General features: G+C 39.2%; 32 protein-coding genes and 3 pseudogenes. 2 read left to right on the forward strand and 33 right to left on the reverse strand.

The features are described from left to right. Positions 1 to 2: 2 nt before the first annotated feature. From fliP to flgB, 16 genes and pseudogenes are all read right to left on the reverse strand, one after another. The gene (gene fliP / locus AB5N96_RS06565) at positions 3 to 683 is read right to left on the reverse strand and encodes a flagellar type III secretion system pore protein FliP (protein ID WP_338032434.1); all 681 of its coding nucleotides are present in this window, start codon (positions 681 to 683) and stop codon (positions 3 to 5) included. Then, the gene (locus tag AB5N96_RS06570; RefSeq protein ID WP_204589605.1) at positions 683 to 1,228 is read right to left on the reverse strand and encodes a flagellar biosynthetic protein FliO; all 546 of its coding nucleotides are present in this window, start codon (positions 1,226 to 1,228) and stop codon (positions 683 to 685) included. The genes fliP and AB5N96_RS06570 overlap by 1 nt, the downstream gene beginning before the upstream one ends. A 16-nt stretch (positions 1,229 to 1,244) precedes the next feature. Beyond that, positions 1,245 to 1,559 (reverse strand): annotated as a pseudogene (gene fliN, locus AB5N96_RS06575) (flagellar motor switch protein FliN); the annotation flags it as partial. A 554-nt stretch (positions 1,560 to 2,113) separates the two neighbouring features. Then, complete coding sequence (locus AB5N96_RS06580) at positions 2,114 to 3,004, reverse strand: flagellar motor switch protein FliM (RefSeq protein ID WP_499705005.1); 891 nt, start codon at positions 3,002 to 3,004, stop codon at positions 2,114 to 2,116. 18 nt (positions 3,005 to 3,022) lie between these two features. Next, positions 3,023 to 3,232, reverse strand: coding sequence for a flagellar FlbD family protein (locus AB5N96_RS06585; RefSeq protein WP_204589607.1), 210 nt, complete (start codon positions 3,230 to 3,232; stop codon positions 3,023 to 3,025). Positions 3,233 to 3,241: 9 nt separating this feature from the next. Further along, positions 3,242 to 4,060 carry a flagellar hook-basal body complex protein gene (locus AB5N96_RS06590; RefSeq protein WP_499705006.1) on the reverse strand — a complete coding sequence of 273 codons (819 nt, stop codon included), beginning with the start codon at positions 4,058 to 4,060 and terminating at the stop codon, positions 3,242 to 3,244. Between the two features lie 15 nt (positions 4,061 to 4,075). After that, the gene (locus tag AB5N96_RS06595) at positions 4,076 to 4,525 is read right to left on the reverse strand and encodes a flagellar hook capping FlgD N-terminal domain-containing protein (protein WP_204589609.1); all 450 of its coding nucleotides are present in this window, start codon (positions 4,523 to 4,525) and stop codon (positions 4,076 to 4,078) included. A 12-nt stretch (positions 4,526 to 4,537) separates the two neighbouring features. Beyond that, on the reverse strand, positions 4,538 to 5,611 hold the full coding sequence (locus AB5N96_RS06600; RefSeq protein ID WP_499705007.1) for a flagellar hook-length control protein FliK: 1,074 nt from the start codon (positions 5,609 to 5,611) through the stop codon (positions 4,538 to 4,540). Between the two features lie 148 nt (positions 5,612 to 5,759). After that, positions 5,760 to 6,206 carry a flagellar FliJ family protein gene (locus AB5N96_RS06605; RefSeq protein WP_499705008.1) on the reverse strand — a complete coding sequence of 149 codons (447 nt, stop codon included), beginning with the start codon at positions 6,204 to 6,206 and terminating at the stop codon, positions 5,760 to 5,762. 2 nt (positions 6,207 to 6,208) lie between these two features. Next, positions 6,209 to 7,528, reverse strand: coding sequence for a FliI/YscN family ATPase (locus tag AB5N96_RS06610; RefSeq protein ID WP_499705009.1), 1,320 nt, complete (start codon positions 7,526 to 7,528; stop codon positions 6,209 to 6,211). Beyond that, positions 7,497 to 8,237, reverse strand: coding sequence for a FliH/SctL family protein (locus tag AB5N96_RS06615; RefSeq protein WP_499705010.1), 741 nt, complete (start codon positions 8,235 to 8,237; stop codon positions 7,497 to 7,499). The genes AB5N96_RS06610 and AB5N96_RS06615 overlap by 32 nt, the downstream gene beginning before the upstream one ends. Continuing rightward, a complete protein-coding gene (gene fliG, locus AB5N96_RS06620) occupies positions 8,230 to 9,252 on the reverse strand; it encodes a flagellar motor switch protein FliG (protein WP_499705011.1) in 1,023 nt (340 codons plus the stop codon). The genes AB5N96_RS06615 and fliG overlap by 8 nt, the downstream gene beginning before the upstream one ends. Positions 9,253 to 9,263: 11 nt before the next feature. Beyond that, complete coding sequence (gene fliF, locus AB5N96_RS06625; RefSeq protein WP_204589615.1) at positions 9,264 to 10,880, reverse strand: flagellar basal-body MS-ring/collar protein FliF; 1,617 nt, start codon at positions 10,878 to 10,880, stop codon at positions 9,264 to 9,266. 24 nt (positions 10,881 to 10,904) lie between these two features. Next, on the reverse strand, positions 10,905 to 11,204 hold the full coding sequence (gene fliE, locus AB5N96_RS06630; RefSeq protein ID WP_204589616.1) for a flagellar hook-basal body complex protein FliE: 300 nt from the start codon (positions 11,202 to 11,204) through the stop codon (positions 10,905 to 10,907). A gap of 12 nt (positions 11,205 to 11,216) precedes the next feature. After that, the gene (gene flgC, locus AB5N96_RS06635; protein ID WP_204589617.1) at positions 11,217 to 11,654 is read right to left on the reverse strand and encodes a flagellar basal body rod protein FlgC; all 438 of its coding nucleotides are present in this window, start codon (positions 11,652 to 11,654) and stop codon (positions 11,217 to 11,219) included. Positions 11,655 to 11,659: 5 nt separating this feature from the next. Continuing rightward, positions 11,660 to 12,058: a flagellar basal body rod protein FlgB gene (gene flgB, locus AB5N96_RS06640; RefSeq protein ID WP_204589618.1), complete on the reverse strand. Its 399-nt coding sequence runs from the start codon at positions 12,056 to 12,058 to the stop codon at positions 11,660 to 11,662. Positions 12,059 to 12,307: 249 nt separating this feature from the next. On the opposite strand from flgB, the gene AB5N96_RS06645 reads away from it, so the two are divergent. Beyond that, positions 12,308 to 13,132 carry a flagellar hook-basal body protein gene (locus AB5N96_RS06645; RefSeq protein WP_499705012.1) on the forward strand — a complete coding sequence of 275 codons (825 nt, stop codon included), beginning with the start codon at positions 12,308 to 12,310 and terminating at the stop codon, positions 13,130 to 13,132. A gap of 15 nt (positions 13,133 to 13,147) precedes the next feature. After that, positions 13,148 to 13,975 (forward strand): flagellar hook-basal body protein, encoded by an 828-nt coding sequence (locus tag AB5N96_RS06650; protein WP_499705013.1) that lies wholly within the window; start codon positions 13,148 to 13,150, stop codon positions 13,973 to 13,975. 45 nt (positions 13,976 to 14,020) lie between these two features. Here the strand turns inward: AB5N96_RS06650 and AB5N96_RS06655 are convergent, their stop codons facing one another. The 17 genes and pseudogenes from AB5N96_RS06655 to AB5N96_RS06735 all read right to left on the reverse strand — a co-directional run bounded on the left by AB5N96_RS06655 (position 14,021) and on the right by AB5N96_RS06735 (position 24,847). Then, on the reverse strand, positions 14,021 to 14,824 hold the full coding sequence (locus AB5N96_RS06655; protein ID WP_204589621.1) for a flagellin N-terminal helical domain-containing protein: 804 nt from the start codon (positions 14,822 to 14,824) through the stop codon (positions 14,021 to 14,023). A 15-nt stretch (positions 14,825 to 14,839) separates the two neighbouring features. Continuing rightward, positions 14,840 to 14,992 (reverse strand): annotated as a pseudogene (locus AB5N96_RS06660) (flagellar basal body rod C-terminal domain-containing protein); the annotation flags it as partial. 234 nt (positions 14,993 to 15,226) lie between these two features. Continuing rightward, positions 15,227 to 16,000: pseudogene (gene flgK / locus AB5N96_RS06665) on the reverse strand (flagellar hook-associated protein FlgK); the annotation flags it as partial. A 14-nt stretch (positions 16,001 to 16,014) separates the two neighbouring features. Continuing rightward, positions 16,015 to 16,395, reverse strand: coding sequence for a hypothetical protein (locus AB5N96_RS06670; protein WP_204589622.1), 381 nt, complete (start codon positions 16,393 to 16,395; stop codon positions 16,015 to 16,017). Then, entirely contained in the window at positions 16,392 to 16,676 is a 285-nt protein-coding gene (gene flgM, locus AB5N96_RS06675; protein WP_204589623.1) for a flagellar biosynthesis anti-sigma factor FlgM, read from the reverse strand. The genes AB5N96_RS06670 and flgM overlap by 4 nt, the downstream gene beginning before the upstream one ends. Before the next feature lie 53 nt (positions 16,677 to 16,729). Further along, entirely contained in the window at positions 16,730 to 17,146 is a 417-nt protein-coding gene (locus AB5N96_RS06680) for a flagellar basal body-associated FliL family protein (RefSeq protein ID WP_204589624.1), read from the reverse strand. A gap of 4 nt (positions 17,147 to 17,150) precedes the next feature. Beyond that, positions 17,151 to 17,987: a flagellar motor protein MotB gene (locus AB5N96_RS06685; protein ID WP_499705014.1), complete on the reverse strand. Its 837-nt coding sequence runs from the start codon at positions 17,985 to 17,987 to the stop codon at positions 17,151 to 17,153. Further along, positions 17,968 to 18,771 carry a flagellar motor stator protein MotA gene (gene motA / locus AB5N96_RS06690; protein WP_204589626.1) on the reverse strand — a complete coding sequence of 268 codons (804 nt, stop codon included), beginning with the start codon at positions 18,769 to 18,771 and terminating at the stop codon, positions 17,968 to 17,970. Before motA ends, AB5N96_RS06685 begins: the two co-directional genes overlap by 20 nt. A 16-nt stretch (positions 18,772 to 18,787) precedes the next feature. Continuing rightward, on the reverse strand, positions 18,788 to 19,159 hold the full coding sequence (fliS, locus tag AB5N96_RS06695; RefSeq protein ID WP_204589627.1) for a flagellar export chaperone FliS: 372 nt from the start codon (positions 19,157 to 19,159) through the stop codon (positions 18,788 to 18,790). Positions 19,160 to 19,174: 15 nt separating this feature from the next. Beyond that, entirely contained in the window at positions 19,175 to 19,534 is a 360-nt protein-coding gene (locus tag AB5N96_RS06700) for a hypothetical protein (protein WP_204589628.1), read from the reverse strand. Between the two features lies 1 nt (position 19,535). Then, positions 19,536 to 21,029, reverse strand: coding sequence for a flagellar filament capping protein FliD (gene fliD / locus AB5N96_RS06705; protein WP_499705015.1), 1,494 nt, complete (start codon positions 21,027 to 21,029; stop codon positions 19,536 to 19,538). 16 nt (positions 21,030 to 21,045) lie between these two features. Continuing rightward, on the reverse strand, positions 21,046 to 21,372 hold the full coding sequence (locus AB5N96_RS06710) for a flagellar protein FlaG (protein ID WP_204589630.1): 327 nt from the start codon (positions 21,370 to 21,372) through the stop codon (positions 21,046 to 21,048). A 98-nt stretch (positions 21,373 to 21,470) separates the two neighbouring features. Continuing rightward, entirely contained in the window at positions 21,471 to 22,163 is a 693-nt protein-coding gene (locus AB5N96_RS06715; protein ID WP_499705016.1) for a glucosaminidase domain-containing protein, read from the reverse strand. Positions 22,164 to 22,278: 115 nt separating this feature from the next. After that, the gene (locus AB5N96_RS06720; protein ID WP_204589632.1) at positions 22,279 to 23,127 is read right to left on the reverse strand and encodes a flagellin N-terminal helical domain-containing protein; all 849 of its coding nucleotides are present in this window, start codon (positions 23,125 to 23,127) and stop codon (positions 22,279 to 22,281) included. 107 nt (positions 23,128 to 23,234) lie between these two features. Next, entirely contained in the window at positions 23,235 to 23,447 is a 213-nt protein-coding gene (gene csrA / locus AB5N96_RS06725; RefSeq protein WP_204589633.1) for a carbon storage regulator CsrA, read from the reverse strand. Beyond that, entirely contained in the window at positions 23,448 to 23,837 is a 390-nt protein-coding gene (gene fliW / locus AB5N96_RS06730) for a flagellar assembly protein FliW (protein ID WP_392454492.1), read from the reverse strand. A gap of 11 nt (positions 23,838 to 23,848) precedes the next feature. After that, positions 23,849 to 24,847: an HD-GYP domain-containing protein gene (locus tag AB5N96_RS06735; protein WP_204589635.1), complete on the reverse strand. Its 999-nt coding sequence runs from the start codon at positions 24,845 to 24,847 to the stop codon at positions 23,849 to 23,851. Positions 24,848 to 24,935: the final 88 nt, after the last annotated feature.

Here is a 24,935-nt window from a genome sequence, read left to right on the forward strand (position 1 = left end):
CTCTAGAAACTCATGAGTAGCGACTCGACAATTAAGTTCCAGCCATCTACCAAGATGAATAATAAGATTTTGAATGGCAATGAAATCATAACTGGAGGAAGCATCATCATCCCCATCGCCATTAATGTACTTGCTACGACCATATCAATAATTAGAAATGGAATGAAAATAATAAATCCAATTTGAAAGGCTGTCTTCAGCTCACTAATTGCAAATGCAGGAATGAGCGAGGTCAATGGAATCTCATCAACCGAGTTTGGTTTATCAAGCCCTTGGTAACTATAAAATAAAGCAAGGTCTTTCTCACGTGTATGTTTCGCCATGAACTCCTTCATTGGGCTTGCTGCACGATCTAAGGCTTCTTGTTGTGTAATTTCTTCCTCAAGATAGGGCTGCAGTGCCGTGTCATTGATTTCTGTCAGTACAGGGCTCATTACAAAGAATGTTAAGAACAAAGCGAGACCAACTAACACTTGATTTGGTGGCATGCTCTGCGTTCCTAGACCCGTTCGCACAAAGGACAATACAATGATGATTCGTGTAAAGCTTGTAAGCATAATTAAAATCGCAGGTGCTAAAGACAAGATGGTGAGCAGCAACAACAGCTGTAAAGTCGTTGAAACGTCTCCTGTTGCTTCTGTTCCCACTGAGATTCCAGGTATGGAGATAGACAAAAGTGATATCACGTCTTGTCACCTCGTGTCATCCATTCTTCTTTTTTCTCAAGAAGTCGTTTACGCTGATTTTCTAAGCTTGTTTGAAACACTTGTTGAAAGGGTGTTCTATGTATGTTTTCTTTGTTCGAAAGCACTAATTTTTGCTTTTGTTGTTCATCCGTGATTTCCGTCAATAGCGTAACGTTTTCCCCGACACCAACGATTAAAACTTGATCTCCCACCTGAACAACTTGGACTGATTTCTGTTGTCCGACAGAACTTGCCCCTAGGACTCGAATCACTTGACTAGCAGGTAGAGCATTTTGTCGAGCAGCTAAAAACTTAATCAACCCATAAATCAATCCAACAATCAATAGTGTGTAAAGAACCAATGAGCCAAGTACTGAAAATAAGCTTCGCTCTTCGATTTCAGTAGTCACTGTTGACTGTTCTTCGGAAGATGGATTTTTTTGTATGGATTCAAATACAGAAGGATCGGATGCTGCTTCTACTGAATAACCAGTTAGCCCAAAGAAAACTAAGGTCAACATAATCATGATGCGTATGTTCAACTTCAGTACCCCATTCCTAGCGAAGCTTGGCAAGGCGATCTGCTTGGCTACTGATGTCCGTCACACGAATTCCAAATTGTTCATCGATGACCACCACTTCTCCAACAGCAATCAATTTTTGGTTGACCAAAATATCAACTGGTTCTCCAGCTAATTTATCTAGTTCGATAATTGACCCTTGCGAAATTTCCAATATTTCTTTTACTGTTTTACGCGTTCTTCCAAGTTCAACAGTGACATTCAGTGGGATATCCAGAAGCATATCCAAATTCGTTTTATTCTCACCAGTCTGTTTAACTTGCTCAAAGGAAGAGAATTGCGCTCGTTGAATGCTGGGTTCATTGTTTTGAGGAGGTTGCTCTGACATATGCGATTCTCCTTTCGATTGATTATTTGGTGAAGAAGTAGCTAGGTACGGCCACATTATTCTAAATACTACATAATTTGAGTTATATTCAGCTTCAAACTTTGCTTCAATCCATTTAGAAGTATCTCCTATCAAATGCCACTCAACCGTAGAATGATCCTGAAGAGTATCTTGGCTAATCACTGTGAATTGCCCAAAAGGTTTGGAGAAGAGTTCAGAAAATCTACTTGTTTCGAGAGGGAACTTTTCATCTATTGGAATCACTAGTAGTAATGGTGAAGCATTTTCATTTTCAAGGCGGATTAATTGATTCCTTGCCGGAACTACAAGATGTGGCTTATCGATGATACCTAGTTCAATCAGTTGTAGGGTTATCTCATATCCTTCACTATGGAAGGCTTCTTCACATAAAGGAATATTTACTTTCAATGTATTTTCAAACTTCTCCATTGATTCATCTACCGGAACCAGAGCCAACAGTTGATTCAATTCTTCAGGTGTCAGTTCTTCAAAATTTGTCATCTGATATCCTCCTGTTCCACTATTTGAATAGCTCGTTTTCCTCGATGTAGTCCAACCTGTCCTCTATAAACAACTTTTTGATCGATGTATACAGGGATGAAATCGTCAATAGCTGTAGATAATCTTAGGGTATCACCAGTTTGCAATGACAAAAGGTCTTTTACATCCAACGTACATTCACCTAAAACAGCCTGTAAGGTTAAATCTGTGTCATAGACGCCACTTTGTAGTAGCTCTCGAGATGCAAGTGTTGATTCATCATTTTGAGAGACAGGAGATTCAGAAAGAGACAGATAAGGTACCAATTCTTCAAGTGCCGTCACTGGGATAACCAATTCCACTGATTCCTCAAGTGCACCAATCTGAATTAAAGACTCTACAATCATGACACGCTCGCGCAAATGAATTGGAAAATTAAAGTCTTGAGCCAACTCAATACGTTCAAGCTTTGCTGAAATTGGGGTTAAAAATGAAAAAGATTCTGCATAGAGTTGCAACCATTCTTCTGCTAATGGTCCAATTAATATTCGGTCAATTTCTGTCAATGGTTTCTCTTCTATGGGCAACTCATGTCCACCGAGCAAAAATTCTGTACAGGCATGGATTAATCGATTAGAGACAATTAGTTGAAATTCTCCCTTTAGTGGTGGAAAGGTGGCCGTTATAACAATTGCCAAAGGGCTTAAATTTTGCGTGAAATCCTCATAGCTTTCTTGGCGAATTGAACCAGGAAAACCTGTAGTAAACTTATCTAGTCGAAGGCTCAATTGATTTCCGAGCTGTCGTGATACCTTCTCACTAACTCGCAGGAAGGAACGGACATGTCCTGGTGAGAGCTTACTAGCCCTTCTGAAATCATAGCTGATAGGCTCTTGACGTTGTTTCATCACGACAACTCCTTTCCATTAATTTGAAGACTTATGTTGTGCAGAAAATAATCCTATTTGTTGATAAAATGCCGTTACGCGATTCACAACATCTTGTTTTGACTCCAGTACATGAAGAGTTTTACCCGTAGTAAATGTGATGTATGTGTCAGGAGTCTCTTCAATCCGCTCAATTAACAACGCATTGATTGTCAACGGTGTACGATTTAATTTTGTGACCTCAATCATAATTTCACCCTATCGCTTTAAGTTTACGAGTTCTTGCAGGATTTCATCTGACGTAGTAATCATCTTCGAGTTCGCTTGGAATCCGCGCTGTGCAATAATCATTTCAGTAAATTCTTCTGTTAACTCGACGTTTGACATCTCAAGCATTCCCGATTGGATTTTAGAAACGTTTTCTTCTTCAACTCCAAAATTGATAGTTCCATTTGGACCTGCAGCAGTTGTCATCTCATAAAGTGACCCACCAACTTTTCGAAGACCTGCTGGATTCGCTGGAGCAAAAATTGCAATCTGTTGTCCATCTAAGGCCTCTTCATTCCCTGTATTTTTGTTCATTCCATACACTTGCCCATCATCTTTAATTGCAAAAGAACTATACTCTTCAGGATTAATTCGAATTTTCTCTTGGTTTTTATTTAGTAAATAATGTCCTTGAGACGTTCTTAGCGATCCAAACTCATCCACTACAAAGTTACCTGTGCGAGTTAAATAATAACTTTGATTAACAGTAGGGTTATCAAATGCGTCTGTTAGCGGATCACCTACAATAAAGAACCCTTCTCCCATAATGGCAAGGTCTGTTCCCACTCCTGTCATCATTCCCGAACCTGGGTTATGATTTTGTTGAATACTTGCTGCTGATGACCCTAGTCCAACCTGTGCTGGATTTACGCCAACGCTTGATACTGTTTGGCTTAGCATATCTTGAAACACGACAGAACTTTTCTTAAATCCTACTGTATTGACATTGGCGATATTGTTCCCGATTACATCTAGCTTAGTTTGAAAACCTTTCATTCCTGAAACTCCTGAATACATTGAACGAATCATACGTCATTTCCCCTTTTATGTAGTAGTGTCCGTGATAGGAGCGGCTTGAAGTAATGTAACAGTGGATAAATCAATGCGTGCATCGCCTTCTAACAATGTTGCATAGAACTTTCCTTCATCTTTGACAATAGACTGAACGACGCCACTTTCAACTTGAGAAGTGTCGGCATTTTTCCATGAAATCTGTTTGCCAATCATCTCTGCATAGTCCGCCATAGTCCCACCAGACATTTTTTCTGTATAAGATGTCATAGTTTTATTTAATGCAGTTAGCTGCTCTAAGCTTGTGAATTGTGCCATCTGGGCAATAAATTCAGCGTCTTTCATTGGCTCGAGAGGATTCTGATTACGTAACTGGGCAATCAAAATTTTCATAAATGCATCTTGCCCTAACCCTTGAGTACCACTAGTTTTTGTGTCTGTTGCTTGGTAAGTCGTTGTCCCGTTTACAGTCGTAATATTCATCTCGTCACCCCCTTACACGCTATAATCAATTCCGGATGATTCTTCATGTTGTGATGTTTTCGTGTTGTCCACTTCTTCACGATGTACTAGTGATTGTTCCTGACCCGTTGATGATTCCCTCTGGTGAGAATTTTGTTTGGTAGACTCTTTTTCTGAACGCCAGTCAATATCGATACTTTCGACTAAAACTCCTTGATCGAAAAGTGCTTGTCTTAGTTGAGGTAACTGGTGTTCAATTGCTTCCTTTGCATGTAGTGATGAGGTAGCTAACTGCACGCGCACTGCCCCCTCTTCAACGGACACCAATAAATCAATATGTCCAAGGTGTTCAGGGAAGACTTGAATTCTAAGAGAACTCACCGAAGTAATTGAATCTCGAATTGGTGACATTAGGAATCTTGTTAGCTCTGTTCGCAGCGGTTCAAACTCTTTCGACTGAACAGACGACTTTCCGCTAAGTCTTTCAACCAGTTTTGTAGATTCAGGAGACAATACTAGTGAAATATCTTTCTTACTTTCTACCAAATGCTCCGGATTACTATCACCAAGTGAAGTTGGCTCTTCAAAAATTTCTGAGCTTTCACTGATTGCATGCTTACTCACAAGTTCTTGCTGTGAGCTTATTTTAAAATCATCAGGTGCTACAGTCTTCTTAGGAGGAAATGGAATGCCAGCTACTTCTTTTAGAATGCCTGAAAGCGGTTGACCATTTACTCGTTCAAGTGTTGACTGCATTTCACTGCCTGGGTCTTCGATTTTAAATAAACCCTCACTATCCACCAACGAATCCGCTCTACTTTTTGGTAACATTATAGGAATTGACTTAAAGTCATCTTCAACTGCACCTAATGCTTTTGGAATTGGATTTTTCGGCAATGTTATGAGCCCTTTGGGTAGCCAAGGCATAGTTTGAATGGGCATTGATATCGCTTGTTGACGACTTTCATATAAGGGAGTTTCGAGTAAAGGTCGCTCCTCTATAGTGGGTAAATCTTCTAACAGTTCGGCAACTTCTGTATGAACTTCCCTACTCACTTTCACTGAAAGAGTAGATTTGATTTCATCATCTAAAATTTCATTCTTCAATTCCTCAAGAACCCCCTCATTTTGTTGAAGAGCTTCGAATAATTGATGAAATGGACTAGATGGTGTGCAAGAAGTTTTCAAACTCACTATTTTGGGTTCAGATGCAGAAAACATGAATTCCGTTTGCAGAACTTTCATTTCATTCCTCCTACTTAGTTCCAGATAGTTGAAAACGAGTTGTTGTAAGTTCATCTAACGCTTTCTGTTCAAGTTGTTTTTGATGTTCACTATGAGTGGCGTATGCATTTTCTTTAAGACGGTCCCACTTTTTTGTTTCCTGAGAAACGGTGAGAAGCCTTTCTTGTTTTAAAACTAATTGATTTTTTAACTGGTCAGAACTATTTTGAGTAACCTTTAGTTTATTAGAAATGTAAAGCTGATAAGCTTCATAATTTTGAAGCTCTTGTACACGAATGCCCATTAATTGTTTTTGCTCTTTTTCGTTGTAAAGCGTATGCAAGTCATCAATAATTTCTTGTTTACTCAATTCAACTGCTGAAAGTTGTGTACGTGTTTCATGTACTTCAAGTTCAACTGCCTTTTGTTGAACTTCTCTTATATCTACAGTTCTTTGATACTTATAGGAAAAAGTCACAATCAATTCCCTCCAAATTGTAAAATTAAGTCATCCACCGTTTCATTGAAAGCAGATGGTTGATGCCGATCTTGTAATAGAAATTCTTTAATTGATGGATAAAGAGCTATAGCATCATCTAATTCAGGCTGTCCACCAGGCTTATATGCACCAATGGCTAGCAAATCTTCCGCCTCTTGATAAATAGATAAAAACCTCTTTAATTTTTGAGCAGCCAATTGGTGCGATTTGTCGGTGATTTCATCCATTAAACGACTCACACTCGCTGTCACATCTATTGCAGGAAATAATCCTTTTTGAGCAATTTTTCTACTTAAGATGATATGTCCATCTAAAATTCCACGCACAGCATCTGCGATCGGTTCATTGAAATCATCCCCATCAACCAAAACTGTATAAATTGCTGTGATTGTTCCGTTCTCTGCCGTTCCTGACCTCTCAAGTAATTGAGGCAGTTTTGTAAAAACACTTGGTGTATATCCTTTTGTTGTGGGTGGCTCTCCAATTGCCAATCCAAGCTCCCTCTGTGCCATAGCAAATCGCGTAACGCTATCCATTAACAATAATACTTGGTGGCCTTGATCCCGAAAATATTCTGCAATGGCTGTTGCAGTTTGGGCACCTTTTATCCTATGAAGTGGAGATTGATCGGACGTTACTGCAACCACAACTGATTTTTCTCGCATCTCTTTACTTAAATCACGTTCAATAAATTCACGAACTTCTCGTCCTCGCTCACCGATTAGGCCAATAATAATAATTTCAGCTTCTGTTTGCCGAGCTATCATACCTAGCAGTGTGCTTTTGCCTACTCCACTTCCTGCAAAAAGACCAATGCGTTGACCTTTACCAACTGTTAATAATCCATCTATCGCCTTTACACCTAACTCTAAAGGTTTATCTATTCTAGGTCGTGTGAGTGGAGAAGGAGGCATTCTGTCAGTCTGTGTATAAACCAAACCTGCCATTGGACGCGAGCTTTCTAAAGGTCTTCCAAAACCATCAATTACAGCACCTAAAAGTCCTCGTCCCACTGGTATTTCAAGTGTTCGGTGTGTCGACACTACAAGGGAACCTGGACCAATTTGAGATAAGTCACCGTATGGCATGAGCATCAATCGATTTTCTCGAAAACCTACAACTTCTGCTTCGACAGGTTTTGCAAATTCGCTCGGATAGATGAGACAAACCTCACCTATAGTAGCATGTGGACCTAATGACTCCACAGTCAAACCTATTACCTGGACGACTTTGCCTTGCTTTGTTGTGGGTTGAATGGACTGTAATGCATCAAGATAGAGTGTTGGATTCCAAGTACTCATAGGCATTCTCCTCACTTAGTTTCACTAAATGATTTTTTATCTCCGCTAATTGGCTATCGATTCGTGCATCATAACGGCTCGCTTGCGTATGAATAATGACGTCTCCACTCGATAATTCCTTTACTGGTAGAATTACTAGTGGCGTGAACGGTGGTAGAATGCTTTCTATTTCCTCTCTTTGTAATTGGATAGCATTAAAATCTTCCAATGAAACATGTAGGGTAATCTCTTGAGTATCTTCAACTCTTTGTAGATGTTGGTTCACTAGGTGTACAACATTAGAAGAAGATGCACTCAGATGATTCGCAATGAGTTTATTTGAAACTGAGAGAGCAAGTTCAATAAGTTGCCGCTCAGCGCTAACAATGTAGCGTTTTCTTTCACTTAAAATCGTTCTTTGAAGTTCAGCCAAATTATTCATCTGCTCTTTTAGAAGTGTGTCTGCATTGAGCTTAGCTTGATTCATCCCAGAGGCAAACCCTTCTTCCCAAGCTCTTTTTTTTATCTGTTCACATTGCTCTTCTGCTTCGCGCATCGCTTCAGCGAGTATCCGTTTTTTTTCTTCCTCTAATGAGTCAAGAAACTCTTGTCTTTCTTCATCCAAATTAATTGTTTGATCAAGTGGAGAAGTAGCACTTTGGTTCTGCCATGGAACAGGGATTGGACGAGAATGTTCTGGAGTAGATGGTAGTCGAATGAAGTTAGCCAATGACTTCATCTCCTTCAGGTCTTGTAATCGTGATTTCTCCACTCTGCTCCAATTGTCGTACAATCGCTACAATGGCTCCTTGAGCTTCTTCTACTTCTTTTAACTTTATTGGTCCAGTCATTTCTAATTCCTCGAGAACAGTTTCTGCCCGTCGAGTTGAAATAGATTTTAGTAATACTTCACGAATCTCTTCTTCAGTAACTTTTAATGCTTTAATAAGATCTTCATCTTGAACATTTTGCATAACACGTTGAAGAGACCTGGCATCTAAGAGTGGTAAATTTTCAAATATGAACATCTTCTGACGTATTTTTGTGACTAAGAGTGGATCTTGTACTTCAAGGCTTTCAAGAATTGATCGCTCAGTTGCGCGATCCACTTGATTTAGCATTGTCACAATTGAATCCACACCATCATAATCTCTCATCTTGCCTAGGCTAGTTGTGGATAATTTCGCTTCAATTACACGTTCAATTTCTTCAATAATTTCATATGCTGGGGGTGTCAGTGTTGCAACACGCTTTGCAACCTCAGAACGCTTTGGATTATCTAGTAGTGATAAAATCGCTGACGCCTTTAAAGTTTCTAGTTGAGATAGCACCACTGCAATTGTCTGGGGATGCTCGTCCCGAAGTGCTACGAAAAGACTATGTGTATCAACCGTTCGCGCAAATTGGAAAGGTTTTGGTCGCGATTTAGTCGTAATTCGTGTAATAACTTCTTTTGCCTTCTCACTACCAAGTGCTTTCTCTAAAACTTCGTGAGCGTAGTCTATTCCGCCCTCGTCCATATAGTCTTGAGCTATCATAATTTCATAGAATTCATCAATCACATGTCGTGTTTGACTACTTCTCAAATGTCGAACTTTAGCAATTTCAATGGATAGTAAATCAATCTCTGCTTCAGAAAGATGTTTAAATATTTCAGCAGATGAGTCTGGCCCTAATCCGACCATTAAGATAGCAGCCTTCTGAATTCCTTTTAATTGTTTGGTCGTTGGCGATGGTGTGGTCATAAAATCACTCCCTACTTATCTGTCATCCATGCTCTTAATAATTTCGCAAAGTCTTCTGGTTGTGTAGTTGCCAGTTTTTCAATCATGTCACGCTTCGGATTCACACGTGTTTCCACTGCCAACTCTTCAGCAACTTTTGTTTCAAGCTGTACTAAAGCCTCTTGTTCCATCTCATCAAAGAACTCTTCCTCTTTACGTTTGCGTATACGAGCTATAACAATGAACGCCACAACAACTAATGCAAATAATAAAACGCCACCTACGATAAATACATACGGATTTTGTAGAAGTCTAGATAGAGTGAGTGGGTTTTCCTCCACTGCAACCTCTTGTTTTCCTAAGAACTCAGTTGCAAAAACTGTCACACGCTCGTCTACATTAAGTTCTTCTGGTGGTATTTCGTTTAGGCTTAGAGAGGCTGCTACCACATTAGAAACAATCCCTCGAACTTCACCTACAAGTTCCGGTGAAAGACTTGTAGGGTCATTGGCAATCGGTGGTTCTATGCCCACATTGATTGTTAAATCGTCGATGATATATGGATTTTTTTCAATTTGTCTTTGAATGCGATTAATTTCACGATTGATTCGTTCTTCTGTTCTTTCAGAATCACTTGTTTCCGCACCGTCAACTCCTGGAAAATTAGGAATTTCCCCTTCCCCAGTACCTGTTGCATCCTCATCGAGTCCTGATTCGCCTGTGTAAGACTCCACAATGCGTTCAACACTTATATCTAAACCTTCATTTGTTTCTTCAATAGGAGCTTGTACTAAATTTTCTTCTCTTCTCTCCGTTGTAAAATCTACACTTGCAGTTACAGAGACAATCACTTTGTCTTGTCCCATTAGCATACTTAGCATTTGTTGAATTTCACGTTGGATATCTGTTTCAATACCTTTTCGTACTTCCCTTTGCTGCTGATAAATAGATAAGGTTGTATTCGCTTGCCCCTCATTTTGAACTTCATAGACTTGTCCATTTTGATCCATAATCACAATTTCTTCAGCAGGAAGGTTTGGAACACTTTTGCTAATTAAGTGGTAGAGACCATTCACTTGGCTCTGCTCTAAATAAAAACCAGGGCTACTACGTAATACTACAGATGCACTAGCGGTCTTCGTCTCTTCAGTAATCCAAATTGACTCTTTTGGAAGCGTAATCATTACATTTGCATCTTGTACACCATCAATTTGTCTTATAAGTGTAGAGATTTCTGTTTGCATGGCATCTCGCTCAACTACATCAAAATGGCGATCTGTCATTCCCATGCCCATATTTTCACTGAAGATACTGTAATTCACACTACCATTTCTAGGAATTCCTTCAGCAGCAAGAGCTAATTTCAATTCATTCACTTGTTCACGTGGGACGCTCAATGAAGTTCCATCAGCTGCTACCTCTACTTGAATCCCTCTTTGTTCGATTGCAGCTTTCACTTCTCCAGCCTCAGCAGGAGTCAAATTATTATAAAGTACTGTCATGGATGTTCTTGTTAGAAAAAATAACACGACCGATAAAAGTAATAAGGAGATTAAAAATGTGATGATTCCTAACTTTTTCGTTCTCGGAGGAATCGCATTCCAACTTTCTCGTGCCTTTAGTTGAATTTGTGCAAATTGTTCTTTCATATGTATGTCACGACCTACCTTTGTCTAGACTTGCATTCTCATCACTTCTTGATAGGCCTCTACCATTTTGTTTCGGACTTGCATTGTAAGGTCCAATGAAAGACTGGCTTTTTGAGCAGCTATCATTACTTCATGAACATTCTCAACTCGGCCACTAATTAGGCCTGCTGTCATCTGATCCGAAACTTTTTGTGCCTGATCTACCTGTTGAATGGATTGTTGCAAGAAAGCTTGAAAACCAGCACCAGCGATTTTCGCTTCTGCTGGTTTAAAAAAAGTTGGATTTAAAAATGTGGTTTCAGTGGTCCCTGTTAGTGGATTCATTTATGTATCTCCTCATTTGCCAATTTCTAAGGCTTTCATAAACATACTTTTAGAAGCATTAAACGCTGTAACGTTTGCCTCATATGAGCGAGTGGCAGACATTAAATCTACCATTTCTTTTAATGGATCAACATTTGGTAAAAGTACATATCCCGCTTCATTTGCCTCTGGATGTTCTGGATCAAAGATTTGTTGGAATGGACTCTCATCATTTTTTATTCGATCGACAGTCACACCTGTTGTAACCGACCTCCCATTGAGGGCAGTTGAAAACTGCTGATGAAAACTTTGTAATTCAACAATTTTTCTTCTATACGGTACCCATTCTCCATCTACAATACTGCCTCTAGTCGTTTCCGCATTTGCAATATTCGAGGATACAACATCCATTCGCAAGCGATTTACTGTTAATCCCGATGCACTTGCATTCATACCACTAAATAAGCTCAACTAATTCACTTCCCATCATTTATCACAGATCGCAGACTTGAAAACTTCCCATTAATCCGTTCTGTCAGCGCGTTATACCACAATTGATTTTTCGCAATTTCAGCCATTTCAACATCGATATCGACATTATTTCCGTTAGGTTGTCGCTGTGTACTTTGATTTATCTCTACTTTCAAACCATTCGCTAGTTCATTTGAGAAAGAGAGGTGTTGAGAGTTTGTTCGAATTGCTGTTAATTGATTTGATTGAAGGTGTTGATCTAGATTAGTCTTAAATGACACTTTTTGTGCTTTGTAATTAGGTGTATCGACATTGGCAATATTAGAGGCATGGGTTTTTTGTTTTAATGCAGCAGTATGTATTCCGTTCTCCAATTGACTGACTATAGGTGAAAAAAGGTTCATTCAAATCGATCCTTTCTACGCTTTTTTAGAAAAAGTCCTATTTTTGTAATTCTATGTTGTCGATTTTTAATTTATTTGTAACATTGCAAGATGAATAGTAACATAAATAATTTAAAATTAGTTTAGGACTATTATCACAAAAATTAGGTTTGTGTGAAAAAAAGCCTATTTTTGCAGATTATTTGTGCTATTATTTGGTCTATAGAGTTCGAAAATTGTAAATGTATAGGATTATGGAGGGGATTGAGTATGTTTCGAGGTTTGTATGCCGCTACTTCAGGTATGATGGCCTATAATCGACAACAACAAATATTGACAAATAATTTGTCGAATGCTGTTACCCCAGGATTCAAGAGTGATATCACGACCTTTCGAACCTTCCCGCAACAGTTGATTGAAAAAATGGGCGGTCCAAATTCAAATGCGAATTATGCTGGAACGTTGAGTGTTGGCACTTATGCCCAAGAGGCTATCCCACAATTTACGCAAGGTATTTTAAAACAAACTGCAAATACTACTGATTTTGCATTACAAAGTTCTTTTCTTCCTCAGGATTCCCAGACAAATCAAAGGGGAACTCTTGTATTTCAAGTGCAAACTGCAAATAATGAAATTCGCTATACCCAAAATGGTCAGTTCGTCGTTGATCAAACTGGGGTTTTAAGAACAGCAGCTGGTGATCGAGTTTTAAATCGAGCTGGAGAGCAGATTCAATTATCGTCATTAGATTTTAAAGTGGACGATCAAGGTTTGTTAGAAATCGATGGAGTTATTTCTGACTCTCTTTGGATTGGATACGCTTCAGATCCTCTTTCTTTTGTTAAAGAAGGATCTGGTCTACTGCGTTATGAAGGGGCTGCTGAAAATGCACCAGTACTGGCTAGCACTTCAGCAATCGCTGGTACAGGAAGTCCGTTAGTGTCACAAGGATTTCTTGAACAATCCAACGTGGACATGACACGAATTATGACGGATATGCTGAAAACATATCGAGGATTCGAATCGAATCAAAAAGTAATACAAGCATATGATCAAAGCATGCAAAAAGCAGTGACGGAAATCGGACGTGTATAAGGGAGCTAGCAGACAATGATTCAATTACATACTGCAACGTCATCGTTAAAACAACTTACTCAAAAAATGGATACGATTGCACATAATATGTCGAACCTAGATACAACAGCATACAAACGACAAGATGTACTCTTCTCTGATGCGCTAACAAGTGCCATGACTATGCAAGCAGGTCGGTATGAGACTGGGCGTGCTACTCCAAATGGTCTTCGTTTAGGTAATGGCGTTGTACATATGGGAACAACTACATTAAGTGAACAGGGTAGTATTAAGACTACAAATCGTCAATATGACATCGCTTTAATGCAGAAGAATACATTTTTCAGTGTAGGCGCTGGAGATACTTCTTATTATTCTCGAAGCGGAAATCTAGATGTCGCTTTCAATCCACAAGATGGATTTAACTACTTAGTAACAGGCTCAGGTGATCGTTTACTTGATATATCAGGGCAACCTTTGCGGTTTGATGAAGATTTAGATTCTCTACAAATCACAGATCAAGGGCAAGTAATAGCAAGGTTTAAGAATCAGGCAAAGCCAGCTGTTACCTATACTCTTGAGCTAACGCAAATTGACCGTCCTTCTACTATCGTTGAGAATGGCGTGAATCGTTACTCATTTATAGGAAATTTACAGCAGATGACGGCTGATGGTAGTTTTACTCGTCTAAATGGGAATGCCCGTGCAGGACTAGTAACACAAGGCGCTCTAGAACAATCCAATGTTGACATGACTTCGGAAACTACGGAAATGATTGCAACGCAACGATTGATACAATCTACTAGTCGCGCAATCTCATTTGCAGATGATATGCGGGGTCTTATCAATACAATAAATAAATAAAATAAGCCGAATTGCAAGTAAGCAATTCGGCCTTTTTATTTGATGTTATTTTAAATAATCCACTAGTGATGCCGAGTACAAACGACTTGTTGCTGCTAATCCTGCTTGGTAAGTAGCTTCTTCACTCTTCAGACGTGTTAGCACTTCCGCCATATCGACACCTTCAATGGATGAAAGTTTTTTCGTTTGTTCAAGTTTCGTGTCTTCTAAACGATTTTGAATAGATTCCAGACGATTTTTCCTGGCGCCTGCCACTGCTAAAACGTCTGTGATTTGGTCAGTTGCAGCTTTCAATGCATCAAGATCAATATACTGATTAGAAGATAAATTACTTTTCATATCAGCAAGCGTAGTAAATAAATCTCCAATTGCATTATCTACTGGTAAAGTCACCTCTAATGATGTTCCCTTCGCCACTTGAATGACCTTTGGCTGATCTTTTGTAAATAAAGCTTCGCCGTTAACTTCAAAGTTTACAATAGACTGTAGTTCAGTTGTGAGCTCAGTCAATTCATTGTTTATAATATCTCGCTCACCTTTAAACAAAGCATCATTGTTTGCTTGAATACCTAGTTCGTTGATACGTTGCATAATGCCCGACATGGATTGAAGTTTATTATCGACTTCATCTAGAAAGAGTTCCGCTTGGCCTTGATTTTTTTTATACTGCTCTAAATCAGCAAGCTGATGCTTCAATTTCATCGATTGGACAGTTTCACCAGGTGCATCTGAGGGACGCTGACTCTTTTTCCCACTTGAAGCTTGTGCAAAGGTTTCCGTCATTCTCACCATATTCTGTTGAATACGCTGTGTTGATTGGTTATGTAACATTTGATGACTTATTCTCATGCTAAATACTCCTCACTATACGCCCATTCGATTAATAATTGTATCAAGAAGCTGATCGGTTGTTGAGACTAATCGAGCCGCTGCATTATAGGCATGCTGATACTTTATCAAGTTAGACATTTCTTCATCTAGAGAAACACCCATAACCGATTGACGATCTTGTTCTGTTCCATTTTTTGCAAGAATCGCAGTATCTCGTGCACGATTTAAGCTATTTGTTCTTGTTCCAAGTTCGCCAATCATTCCTTGCCATAGTTGATGGTGCTTCTCTTTTTGCTCTTCTACCCTAGTTGAACTTTGACTAGAAAGTGGATTTGATGCTGCTGTAAAGCTAACATTTAATTCTTGTAAATTGTTTTTAAATGCAGCGATAGTTTCTTTTACTTTACTAATTCCTGCTAGAGCTCCAGAATCAACTTGGGTAGTAGATGTAAATGAATTGAGGATTTCTTTGCCAGCAATCAATCCAATCCCATTTTGCAGTTGGAGTGAAATCATTCCTTTTTCACCAGGAGTTACTCGAAGTCCAACTAATCCAGATAATTGATCAATCAATCGATCTCGTTGATCCATCGCATCGTTATCTTTTCCTCCTGAACGATAAATCACATCATTTAACCCAGAAATTGAGATGAGTAAAGAATTTGCTTGCTCCCGTGTAACAACTTCCTGTTCATTTAATCTTGATTCAATTGCATTTATTTCATTTTCTAGATGTGAAGCAGTTTCTACAAAACTTTTAAATCGCTCATTCAGTACTGCCTTAGAACCTGAGTCATTGGGATTTGTAATGACAGTCTCCCAGGCATCCCAAACATCTTGCATGGCTTTTTGCATGTTTCCATCATTTGAGCCTTGCATTAGCTTTTCAAGCTCACCTAATGCGGATGCTTGCATTGATAAGTCCCCTGCTTGTGCAGATTGCCCCCAGAACTTACTATCAAGAAATTGATCACGTAATCTAGTGATGGAATCCGTTAATACACCAGTGCCTAATTGGCCATTAGGTGATTGAGTAGTGAAAACTTGGGTAGGCGTCGAAGAAGTAGCACCTACACTTTGTCTAGAATAGCCAGGAGTAGCAGCGTTCGTCATATTGTGACCCGTTGTATTTAATTGTGTTTGGGCAGTCGTAATGCCACGCTTTCCAACTTCAAGTCCGTGAAACGTAGACATCTTTTGTCCTCCTACTAGGCTTTAAAATCAAATGCAACTGAACGTCCTGGAGTTGCTTGATTGCCTGGTTGATACGATTGGGATTCATTCTGTTCTGTAATTTGTCCAAGTAAATACCGGGTAAATTGCAGCGCATCTTCTAATAATTGCTGATTAGTTTTTAACTGCTCTCGAAGCTGTTTCTGAAAACGTTGCATTTCTACTATAACTTCATCTGGCTGAGGAAGAATTTGCTGTTTTTCTAGTGTAGAAAGTTCTTTAAGAATAGTAAGTTCTTGTTTATTTAAGGTTTCTAACCTCTCTAATTCTCTTGTGGTTATCGCCTGTTCTTTTTCAATGGCTAATTCTACTAATTGTTTCACAAGAGCAAGTAATTGATTTCCTACATCACTCATTTTGATTCTCCTTGTTTTCCAAACCAAAAATCACTTATATCTGTAGCAATCTTCTTTGTGTCGATTTTGTAGGTTCCCTCTTCAATTTGTTGTTTAATCATAGTAACCTTCTCTTGTCGAACAGCTGCCTGCGAAACTTTATGAAACATCTCCTGTGCTTGGCTAGAAATCTGAACGTGATCTTCACCAGTTGTCGCCAAGGTCGGTTTTACCTGCTGAACTTTTTGCGCCTTATTATATGATTGAACTTGGGGAAAATTCCCGGTTTTCTCTACATTCATTTCCTTCACCACCTTAATTAAAGTATCGGCTGATTCACCAGTTTGTTTAGCTTTTATTGTACTTTAAATTCTGTCACCATGACACGAACAACTTTTTCGCTTGGTATAATCTCTTGCACGGCTTCTTTCATCCGGCTCTCAAGTGTTTCAAGCCCTTGCTCTCCCTGCAGTTCTTGTCTCTCGAGACTTGTCATAGTAGAGATAACTGCGGCTCGCACTTCAGGAGCATAGTTATCCAATACTTCCCTACCTTCAACTTTGTCTAATTCAATTGCGAACTGAACTACCGCAAACTCATTAGAAGCAAGGTTTGTTGTAATTGTGTCAGTCAAAAAACGCTTTAGCGCGATTTCTTCAATCTCTTTTGCTGCTTTCGCTTCAACTTGCTTCTCTTGATAGTAGCCATATCCAAAGTATCCACCAATAGGCAGGGCTAATGCGATAAGAACTACTAGTATTATTTTTTTCATTATTCTACTCCCCTGCAGTTTGCTCTACAAATCGAGAAATCACAATTTCTACTCTGCGATTTTCATTTCGTCCAGCTTCTGTATCATTTGAAGCAATTGGTCGGTATTCTCCATACCCTGTAGCGCTAAAGAGTCTTGGATCTAAGTCTTTATTTTCCAAAACAATTTTCATGAAATTAATGGCACGAGCTGAACTTAATTCCCAGTTCGTTGCATATTGCCTTTTGTCTGTTGGAATATTATCAGTGTGCCCCTCAATGTAGACAGTACGCGGAACTTCCGACTCAAACATTTGCGATAGCTCTCTAGCAATTGTCGCAGCAGGGGAACTTAAATCAGCACTACCCGATTCGAATAATATTCCTTCTCCAATCTTCACAATCAATCCTCTATCATCGATTTCAGTTGTAAGCGGTGGGTTTAAGTCTGCTTCATCCGCAAAATTAAGCAGAGCTTGTTCCATCTCTTCAAGTTCTTGCTGATCTTGTACAGCCGAGAACAAATCTTCTCCTTCTAGCTCCGTATCAGAAGTTCCACCTGCACCGGGCTCAGTTTCTGTATCATCTTCTATAGCTTCCTCATCAACGATTGAAGGAATCTCAGAGGACGTTCCATCATCTTCTGAATCAGTTGGTGAATTCGAATCTAAAATTCCAGTTCCTCCACTAAGTTCACTAGCAAATGACTCTGCAACTGCTTCAAACTTCTTCGCATCGATTTGACTTGAAGCAAAGAGAACAATAAATAGGGCAAGTAGGAGAGTCAAAATATCCGCGTAAGGAATGAGCCAAGATTCATCTATATGTTCATCATGTTTCTTTTTACGCTTCAACTTCTTCACCTACTTTGGCTTTTCCTTCCACTTTCAAATCGCGCTCTTTAGAAGGCAAGTAAGTCTTTAGCTTTTCTTCGACAACGCGAGCAGGTAGCCCCTCTTGAACCGCAAGTATACCTTCTATCATGATTTGCTTAATCTGAGCTTCCTTTGCTGTCTTCTGTTTTAGTTTATTAGCAAATGGATGCCACATGACATAACCAGAGAAAATACCGAACAGTGTTGCAATAAAGGCTGCTGAAATAGACTTTCCTAATAACGCTACATCTTCTAGGTGACTCAGCGCTGCAACAAGTCCGATAACAGCTCCTAGTACACCGAGTGTTGGCGCATATGTACCAGCTTGAGTAAAGATTTTAGCCCCAACTGCATGACGTTCTTCCATCGCCGCGATGTCTTCTTCAAGTAAATCTCGTATCATATCCTGTGACTCTCCATCGACTACCATACGAAGCCCTCGCTTCAAGAACTCATCGTCAGTCTCCTCACTTGCATTCTCAAGCGCTAAAAGACCTTCACGACGGGCTATAACAGTCCATTGAGAAAATAGTGGAATTAATTCTCTTACAGAGTATGTAGAGGATTCTTTAAAAATAATTCCGAACAATTTCGGGATTTTTTTGAATTCATCCATGGGAAATGCAATTAAAATACAAGCAAGTGTCCCAGCAAATATGATGACAAGCGCTGCTCCATTCAATAAAACTGCAGGACTTGAACCTTTCAATATCAATCCACCGACTAAGACAACAAAGGCAAATATAAAACCAAACCATGATGTGCGATCCATTGCTGACACCTCTTTCTTAAACGGTAACTGTTCCAGTCATCATTGTTTTCCATGTATCTCGTAATTCGCGTACTAAGTCTTCTGCGAGCGCTAGAGTCTCTTGATTATTCGTCGTATTCGCTTCTATCAATTTTTCGTTTATAAACATATACAATGCATCTAAATCTTTAGAGATTGGAATATCCATATCCAATGTGATTCGAAACTGTGTGATAATAGCCTGTGCCTTTACTAGGTGAATATGTTTTTGCTCAATATTCTTTTCTTCAAGTGCACGTGAGGCTAATTTTATAAATTTCAAACATCCGTTATAAAGCATCAACGATAATTCTTGTGGTGAGGCTGTTTGAACAGCGTTGGTTTGATAAATCTGAGAAGCATTATACACGCTGGCTTCCTCCTTTTAATTTCTACTATCTATATAAGACCCATGGTGATCAGGTGCAGGACGATATGCTTGAGATACTCGCTTTTTTGAACGAATCATCTGGACATTCGTTTGTATCATTCCAAAAATAGACGTCATTTTTCCTTGAACTACTTTATCAAGTTCAACTAACTCCGGTTGTTTTAGAATTGCTCTTTCCTCCGGATGAAGTTGAGAGAGTTCGTTTAAAATTAATTGACGCTGTTCCAATAATTGATCGATTCTTTCTATCCCACTTTCGCCAACAACATCTGAAGGCGTCGTCTCAAGCATAGAATCACAGAGCGTGTTAAGCTCCCACGTGAGGGTGACAAGTCGCTCTATTTGATGCATCATCTTAGAAACCACCCATCATATTTTGTTGTATCCAACTACTTTGTTGATTCATCTGATTCATTGCGCGTTCCATTGCTGAGAACTGCTTCCAATAGCGCTCTTCTATACCTACAAGGCGATCTTGCCAGACACGAATTTGAGTGTCCATCGTTTTTAAACGCTGAGTGAGAATACTGTTATCTGTAGTTGAAGTTGGAGAGCCTGCCCGAGAACTCAATTTTCGAATTGAATCATTTACTTCTTTATACACACGCTCAGCTACACCTGTAGCGCCTGTTTTTGTAGTGAACAATTGCATCACTTCTTCAGGTTTTTCAGCCAATGCTGCTCTTAGCTTCGTTTCATCTATATTAAGCTTTCCACCTTCTCGGAAATTTCCCGTAGTGATTCCGATAGAAGATAAAGTATTTAGACTACCCGTCGGAAGTCCTGTCACAGGATCTGCAAATGCGCGGCGTAGTTTGGTGAGTGTATCCCTCAAAATGGGATCTGCTCGTAACAGCCCACTTTTAGCTTTTTCATCCCAAAGTTTTGCTTCTGTCTCTGTCAGGTCTTTTCTCTGTTCATCCGTTAAAGGTGGGAAGTCACGATACTTTGTTTCCGCCACTTGTTTTTCAAACTTCTCAATCATTTCATTGTAGGCAGTAATGGCTTTTTTAATTGCTTGGAAAGGAGCTTCTGTATCAGTAGAAACAGTAATCGTTGAGTTGCCTATAGCTTTTAGTTCGATTGTCACTCCATTTATAGTAGCTGTGTTTGTCGAGAGATTTGTGACTGGAATACCATCATACGTGAAACTACCATTTGTAGCCTTTCCAACATTTGAGGATGAGCTTGTTGCTGTATTGATAGATGAAATTGATTCTCCTGTAATCCGTTCTCCTAATTCCGTACTACTAAATTCTAGGGAAAAGTTCTGTGCCTCGCCCATCCCTTTCGTTGAAATAAAGAAACGTGAAGTAGTCGTATCAAATCCTGCACGAAGTTCTGTAGTCTTTCCTGAAGTAGTAGATTGAAGTCTTGAAGCGACATGTGCCATTGTCATCGTTTCGGTTACTTCAATTGGATCCCCTACTGCATTACCAGCTGCATCTTTAATAACGATGGTTCCTGCTGTCCCAATTTGAGAAGTAGAGAGCGTCTTTGTTCCATCGGCTTGTTTTAAGTCTGTGGCACTATGTAGTTTTGCCCCTTGAGCTAAAGATTGAACAGTGACTTGATAGCTTCCTGCAACTGCACCACTCGATGCTTTTGCGGTTGCAGAAGTCCCAGTTGTGGTAGCACTAAATGCATTAAACGCACTACTAAAGCGAAGTCCTTCAAAAGCAGACCTGAAACTTGCTAGTGCTAAGTTCGTTTCACGATAGGCATCTTTTTGCCACTCGGTCCAAATTTTTGTTTGTTTTAATTTATCGAGCGGCAATTTTTCAGCCATCATCATTTCTTTCACCATATAATCAATATCCATGCCGGACCCTAAACCAGTTATACGCATGTAACTACCTCCTTGCTCATAATCGTTTGTCGACCATTAACCCTAGTCGTTGAAGAATGGCGGCTTGATAATCGAGAATTTTTTTACTTGGAATTTCGCGGATCACTTCATCAGACTCTGCATTTACGACCTGTACATAATAATCATTCAAGTCTTCATGGTAGTGAAAGCGGACTTGAGTTGTGTGAGGCTCTAACCATTTAGCAAATTGATTTACTTTTTCTCTCACTTCATCTCTTGTTAGCTCTGCCTTATCAGTGTTTGAAAACTGTATCTGCTTTTCTGTTTTCGCTTCTTTTTGAATTACTGTCTTTTCAGGAAAACTAACTGCTTGGATATCCATGAGTCCATCCGCTCCTTTGTAGCTCATTACTAGTTCTATCGGCTAAATTTGAAAAAAGTTTAGATAAAAAAAGAAGGATGAATGAATCATCCCTCTTGTTAAATAAAATTTGCCATTTTTTTTGTAACGCCAGTTACCCAATAGTTGTTTAAACCAGTTGGATCATTGCTTGCTCCAACCGGTGCATACTTCGCACCGATTTGAGAAATTGTTGTAAGCCCTTGATTTAAATAGTTTCGACGTAGATTACTTGCCATCGCTTCAATACTTTCTTGAAGTGTTGAATAGGTGCGTAACCCGTTCGGTCCCATCATTCCAGCAACATTATTTTTTTCATGAATTGCTCGCGATGTCCCATTTCCGGTTTCATGTTGAGCAATTGAAGCTAAAAACTTTGGGTTTAAATCATACTTCTTTCCTGCTGCAATAAAGTCTTTAGCAGTGCCAGACAATTTCCCGCTTAGTTTATTCTCCATATCTAGCAAACTAATAGCTTGAAAAGATAATGGAGTGCTTCCATTTGATGGTGAAGTGACTTGTTCAGTTGGTGAAAGTGTTGGAACTTCTGGTCCAAGAGTACTCCAGTAAACGGGAGAATCTTTTTGAACTTGATTGGAAGCAAGAGATACCCAGTTCGCTGTCGGATCTGAAGACATGACGGAGTTAAGCATTGTCGAGAACAAAGCTGTCTGGGTTTGTCCATTTTTCTGTGAAGAAACTATTTGACGTGGTTGTGATAAAGTTTGCATGGTCTTTAAATAGAACCAGTTGGAATCAATGAGCGACGTCATAGGAGACTCCTTTCTCTTAGTGTTTCTTTTATCATACGGAATCTAGCTCATGGTTGCGAGGATTTTTTGACTTTCCCAATAAAAAAAGCCTCCCGAAGGAGACTTGTTTTAGAAATTAACGAAGTAATTGAAGTACTGCTTGTGGCTGTTGGTTAGCTTGTGCAAGCATCGCTTGAGAAGCTTGAGTCAAGATGTTGTTCTTAGTGAACTCCATCATTTCTTTAGCCATATCTACGTCACGGATACGTGATTCAGCAGCAGTCACGTTCTCAGAAGCTGAAGCCAAGTTATTTGTTGTGTGGTTCAAACGGTTTTGGTAGGCACCTAATGTAGAACGACCAGTAGAAACTAAATTAATTTGTGTATCGATAGTTCCAATAAGTGTAGAAGCTGTAGCCGAATCCGTTACGCTTGCAGCAGTAAGTGACCCTACAGCAGTTTCAACAGCTGTTAAATCGATACCAGATGTTGCAAAGTTTAATGTCATTACTTCAGATGCATCAGCACCGTTTTGAATCGAAACAGATCCAGCACCACCGCTACCAGCTGTTGCATCAAGTAAATTTTGACCATTGAACTTTGTATTATCCTTAATTGTAGTAATTTCAGAACCTAATTGCGCCAACTCTCCACCAATCGCATTGCGCTCATCAGCACTGTTTGTATCATTTGATGCTTGTACTGCTAGTTCACGCATACGTTGAAGAATTTCGTGAACTTCACTTAAAGCTCCGTCAGCTGTTTGAATCATCGATACGCCATCTTGTGCATTACGTTGCGCTTGCTCAAGACCACGGATTTGGTTGCGCATTTTCTCAGAGATTGAAAGACCAGCTGCGTCGTCTGCACCTTTGTTGATACGTTGACCAGAAGATAATTTCTCCATTGAGTTTTGTGCTGCGCCAGATACTTGGCCCATTTGGCGGTGCGTGTTAAGTGCTGCTAAGTTGTTATTGATAATCATGATTTCTACCTCCATGTAGATGTAATGTTAGGGTTCGACATCCTTGTCTTTTCACCCTACATACCTTTTATCGGAAGATAAAAAAAAATGTTTAGTTATTTTTCGAATTATTTTTTCAAGTGCTTTAATAGGTCCATCGAAATACGAGCTGCTTGATTTTCTTTTCGGATTTCTTCATAGATTTCTTGGCGATGAACAGCAACTGTTTTAGGGGCATTTATTCCAACTTTTATTGTTTCTCCTTCAAGTGCAGTGATGATGACTTCAATATCATTGCCAATTCGAATGCTTTCTCCAACTTTTCTTCCTAGAACTAACATTTAAGCATCCCCTTTCAAGGGATGCTTAACAGATAATGTTGGATCTTGTTGTATGTATTGAAGTGCTTTTTTTGATTTTAAATTTAAGAGTAAGGGTGCCTTCAAATTTGTGGTTGAGGTCTCAAGACTTTGTTTAAGCGTTACAAGTGTTAACAGAATGACATCTTCAGACGATTCTACACTTAACTTGTCCTGAATCGTCGCTTCAATATGAACCGAGTATTCCGGAACCAGTTTAAATGGATCAATAGCTAAAAATCCGACTTCGCCACGTGGTGATTGCAGTTCGTAAAAAGTAGCATTAAAAGGGAGATCTAAGGGTGTTAAAGTAAGCTCTCTCAAATCTTCAAAGCCTAATAAACCCTCTGGAAATTCAAAAGTTTCGTTCATTATTATACTCCTCACATTGAGACAACGTTCCGCATCTCAGGTAGTTTCTTTTGCATGATTGTCGTAAAAGCAGTAACAAGCTTCGGATCAAATTGCGTCCCAGCATTTTCTTTAATTATACGTAAAGCTTCCTCCGGTGAACGCTTGCGCTGATACACCCTATTAGTTGTCATGGCGTCATACGTATCAGCAATTGCCATTATTCGTGCAGACAAGGGTATTTCTTCTCCAATCAGTCCGGTTGGATAGCCATTCCCATCAAAGCGCTCATGATGGTATAAAATTGCATCTCGAATCGTTTGATTTCTCATTACCGGTGCGTGTTGTAATAAATCCATACCAAGTTGAGGGTGCTTCTTAATTTCACTGTACTCCTGCACAGTTAAAGAATCTGGTTTGATTAAAATAGCATCGGGAATAGCAATTTTTCCAATATCGTGTAATAGACCAGCTACGTATAGGTTTTGCTGAAATTCAGCATATAAATTTAGCTCTTTCGCTATCCAAACTGATTTTTCAGCTACATTTCTCGAATGTTGCGCAGTATAGTGATCTCGCATTTGAATAGTCTGAAGTAGTGAATAAATACTTTTCATTTCAGTACTTCGTGCTTCTTGCAGTATTTTTAATGCAGACAACGAGAAGATTCCAATTCCAATATAAAGTGCACTAATTACTGCGAGCATTGACCAATTATGTGAGGTGAATGCCTCTGAATACGTATAATAACGCAGTCCTATAAAAATAACCGCCATTAAAAAAATATAAATCCTTCGGTTAAACAACAAACTATAGCCGAATATCAGTACATAATATAATTCTGGCCCCATATGATTGGGAATAAGAACATGCTCCACCCAGAAAACAATAGGTGTAAACAAAACCATTAGAAAAGTTAAAAGTTCTTTTCGTTCTGCAAACGATAAGATGGCATCTATTAACACTACTCCATAACGAGGAGCAGCAATTTTTTCAACTTCGAGATCAGTGCGCGAAACAAAACTGTTCATGGGCTCCTCCGAGAAAATAGACCTTTGTATACGTATTATCGGATAATTCTATAAATAGTTTAGTATTTTTTTAATCTTAACTTGTTTT

It is taken from the genome of Chryseomicrobium imtechense (assembly GCF_041475995.1).
In the GTDB taxonomy this organism is placed as follows: domain Bacteria; phylum Bacillota; class Bacilli; order Bacillales_A; family Planococcaceae; genus Chryseomicrobium; species Chryseomicrobium aureum.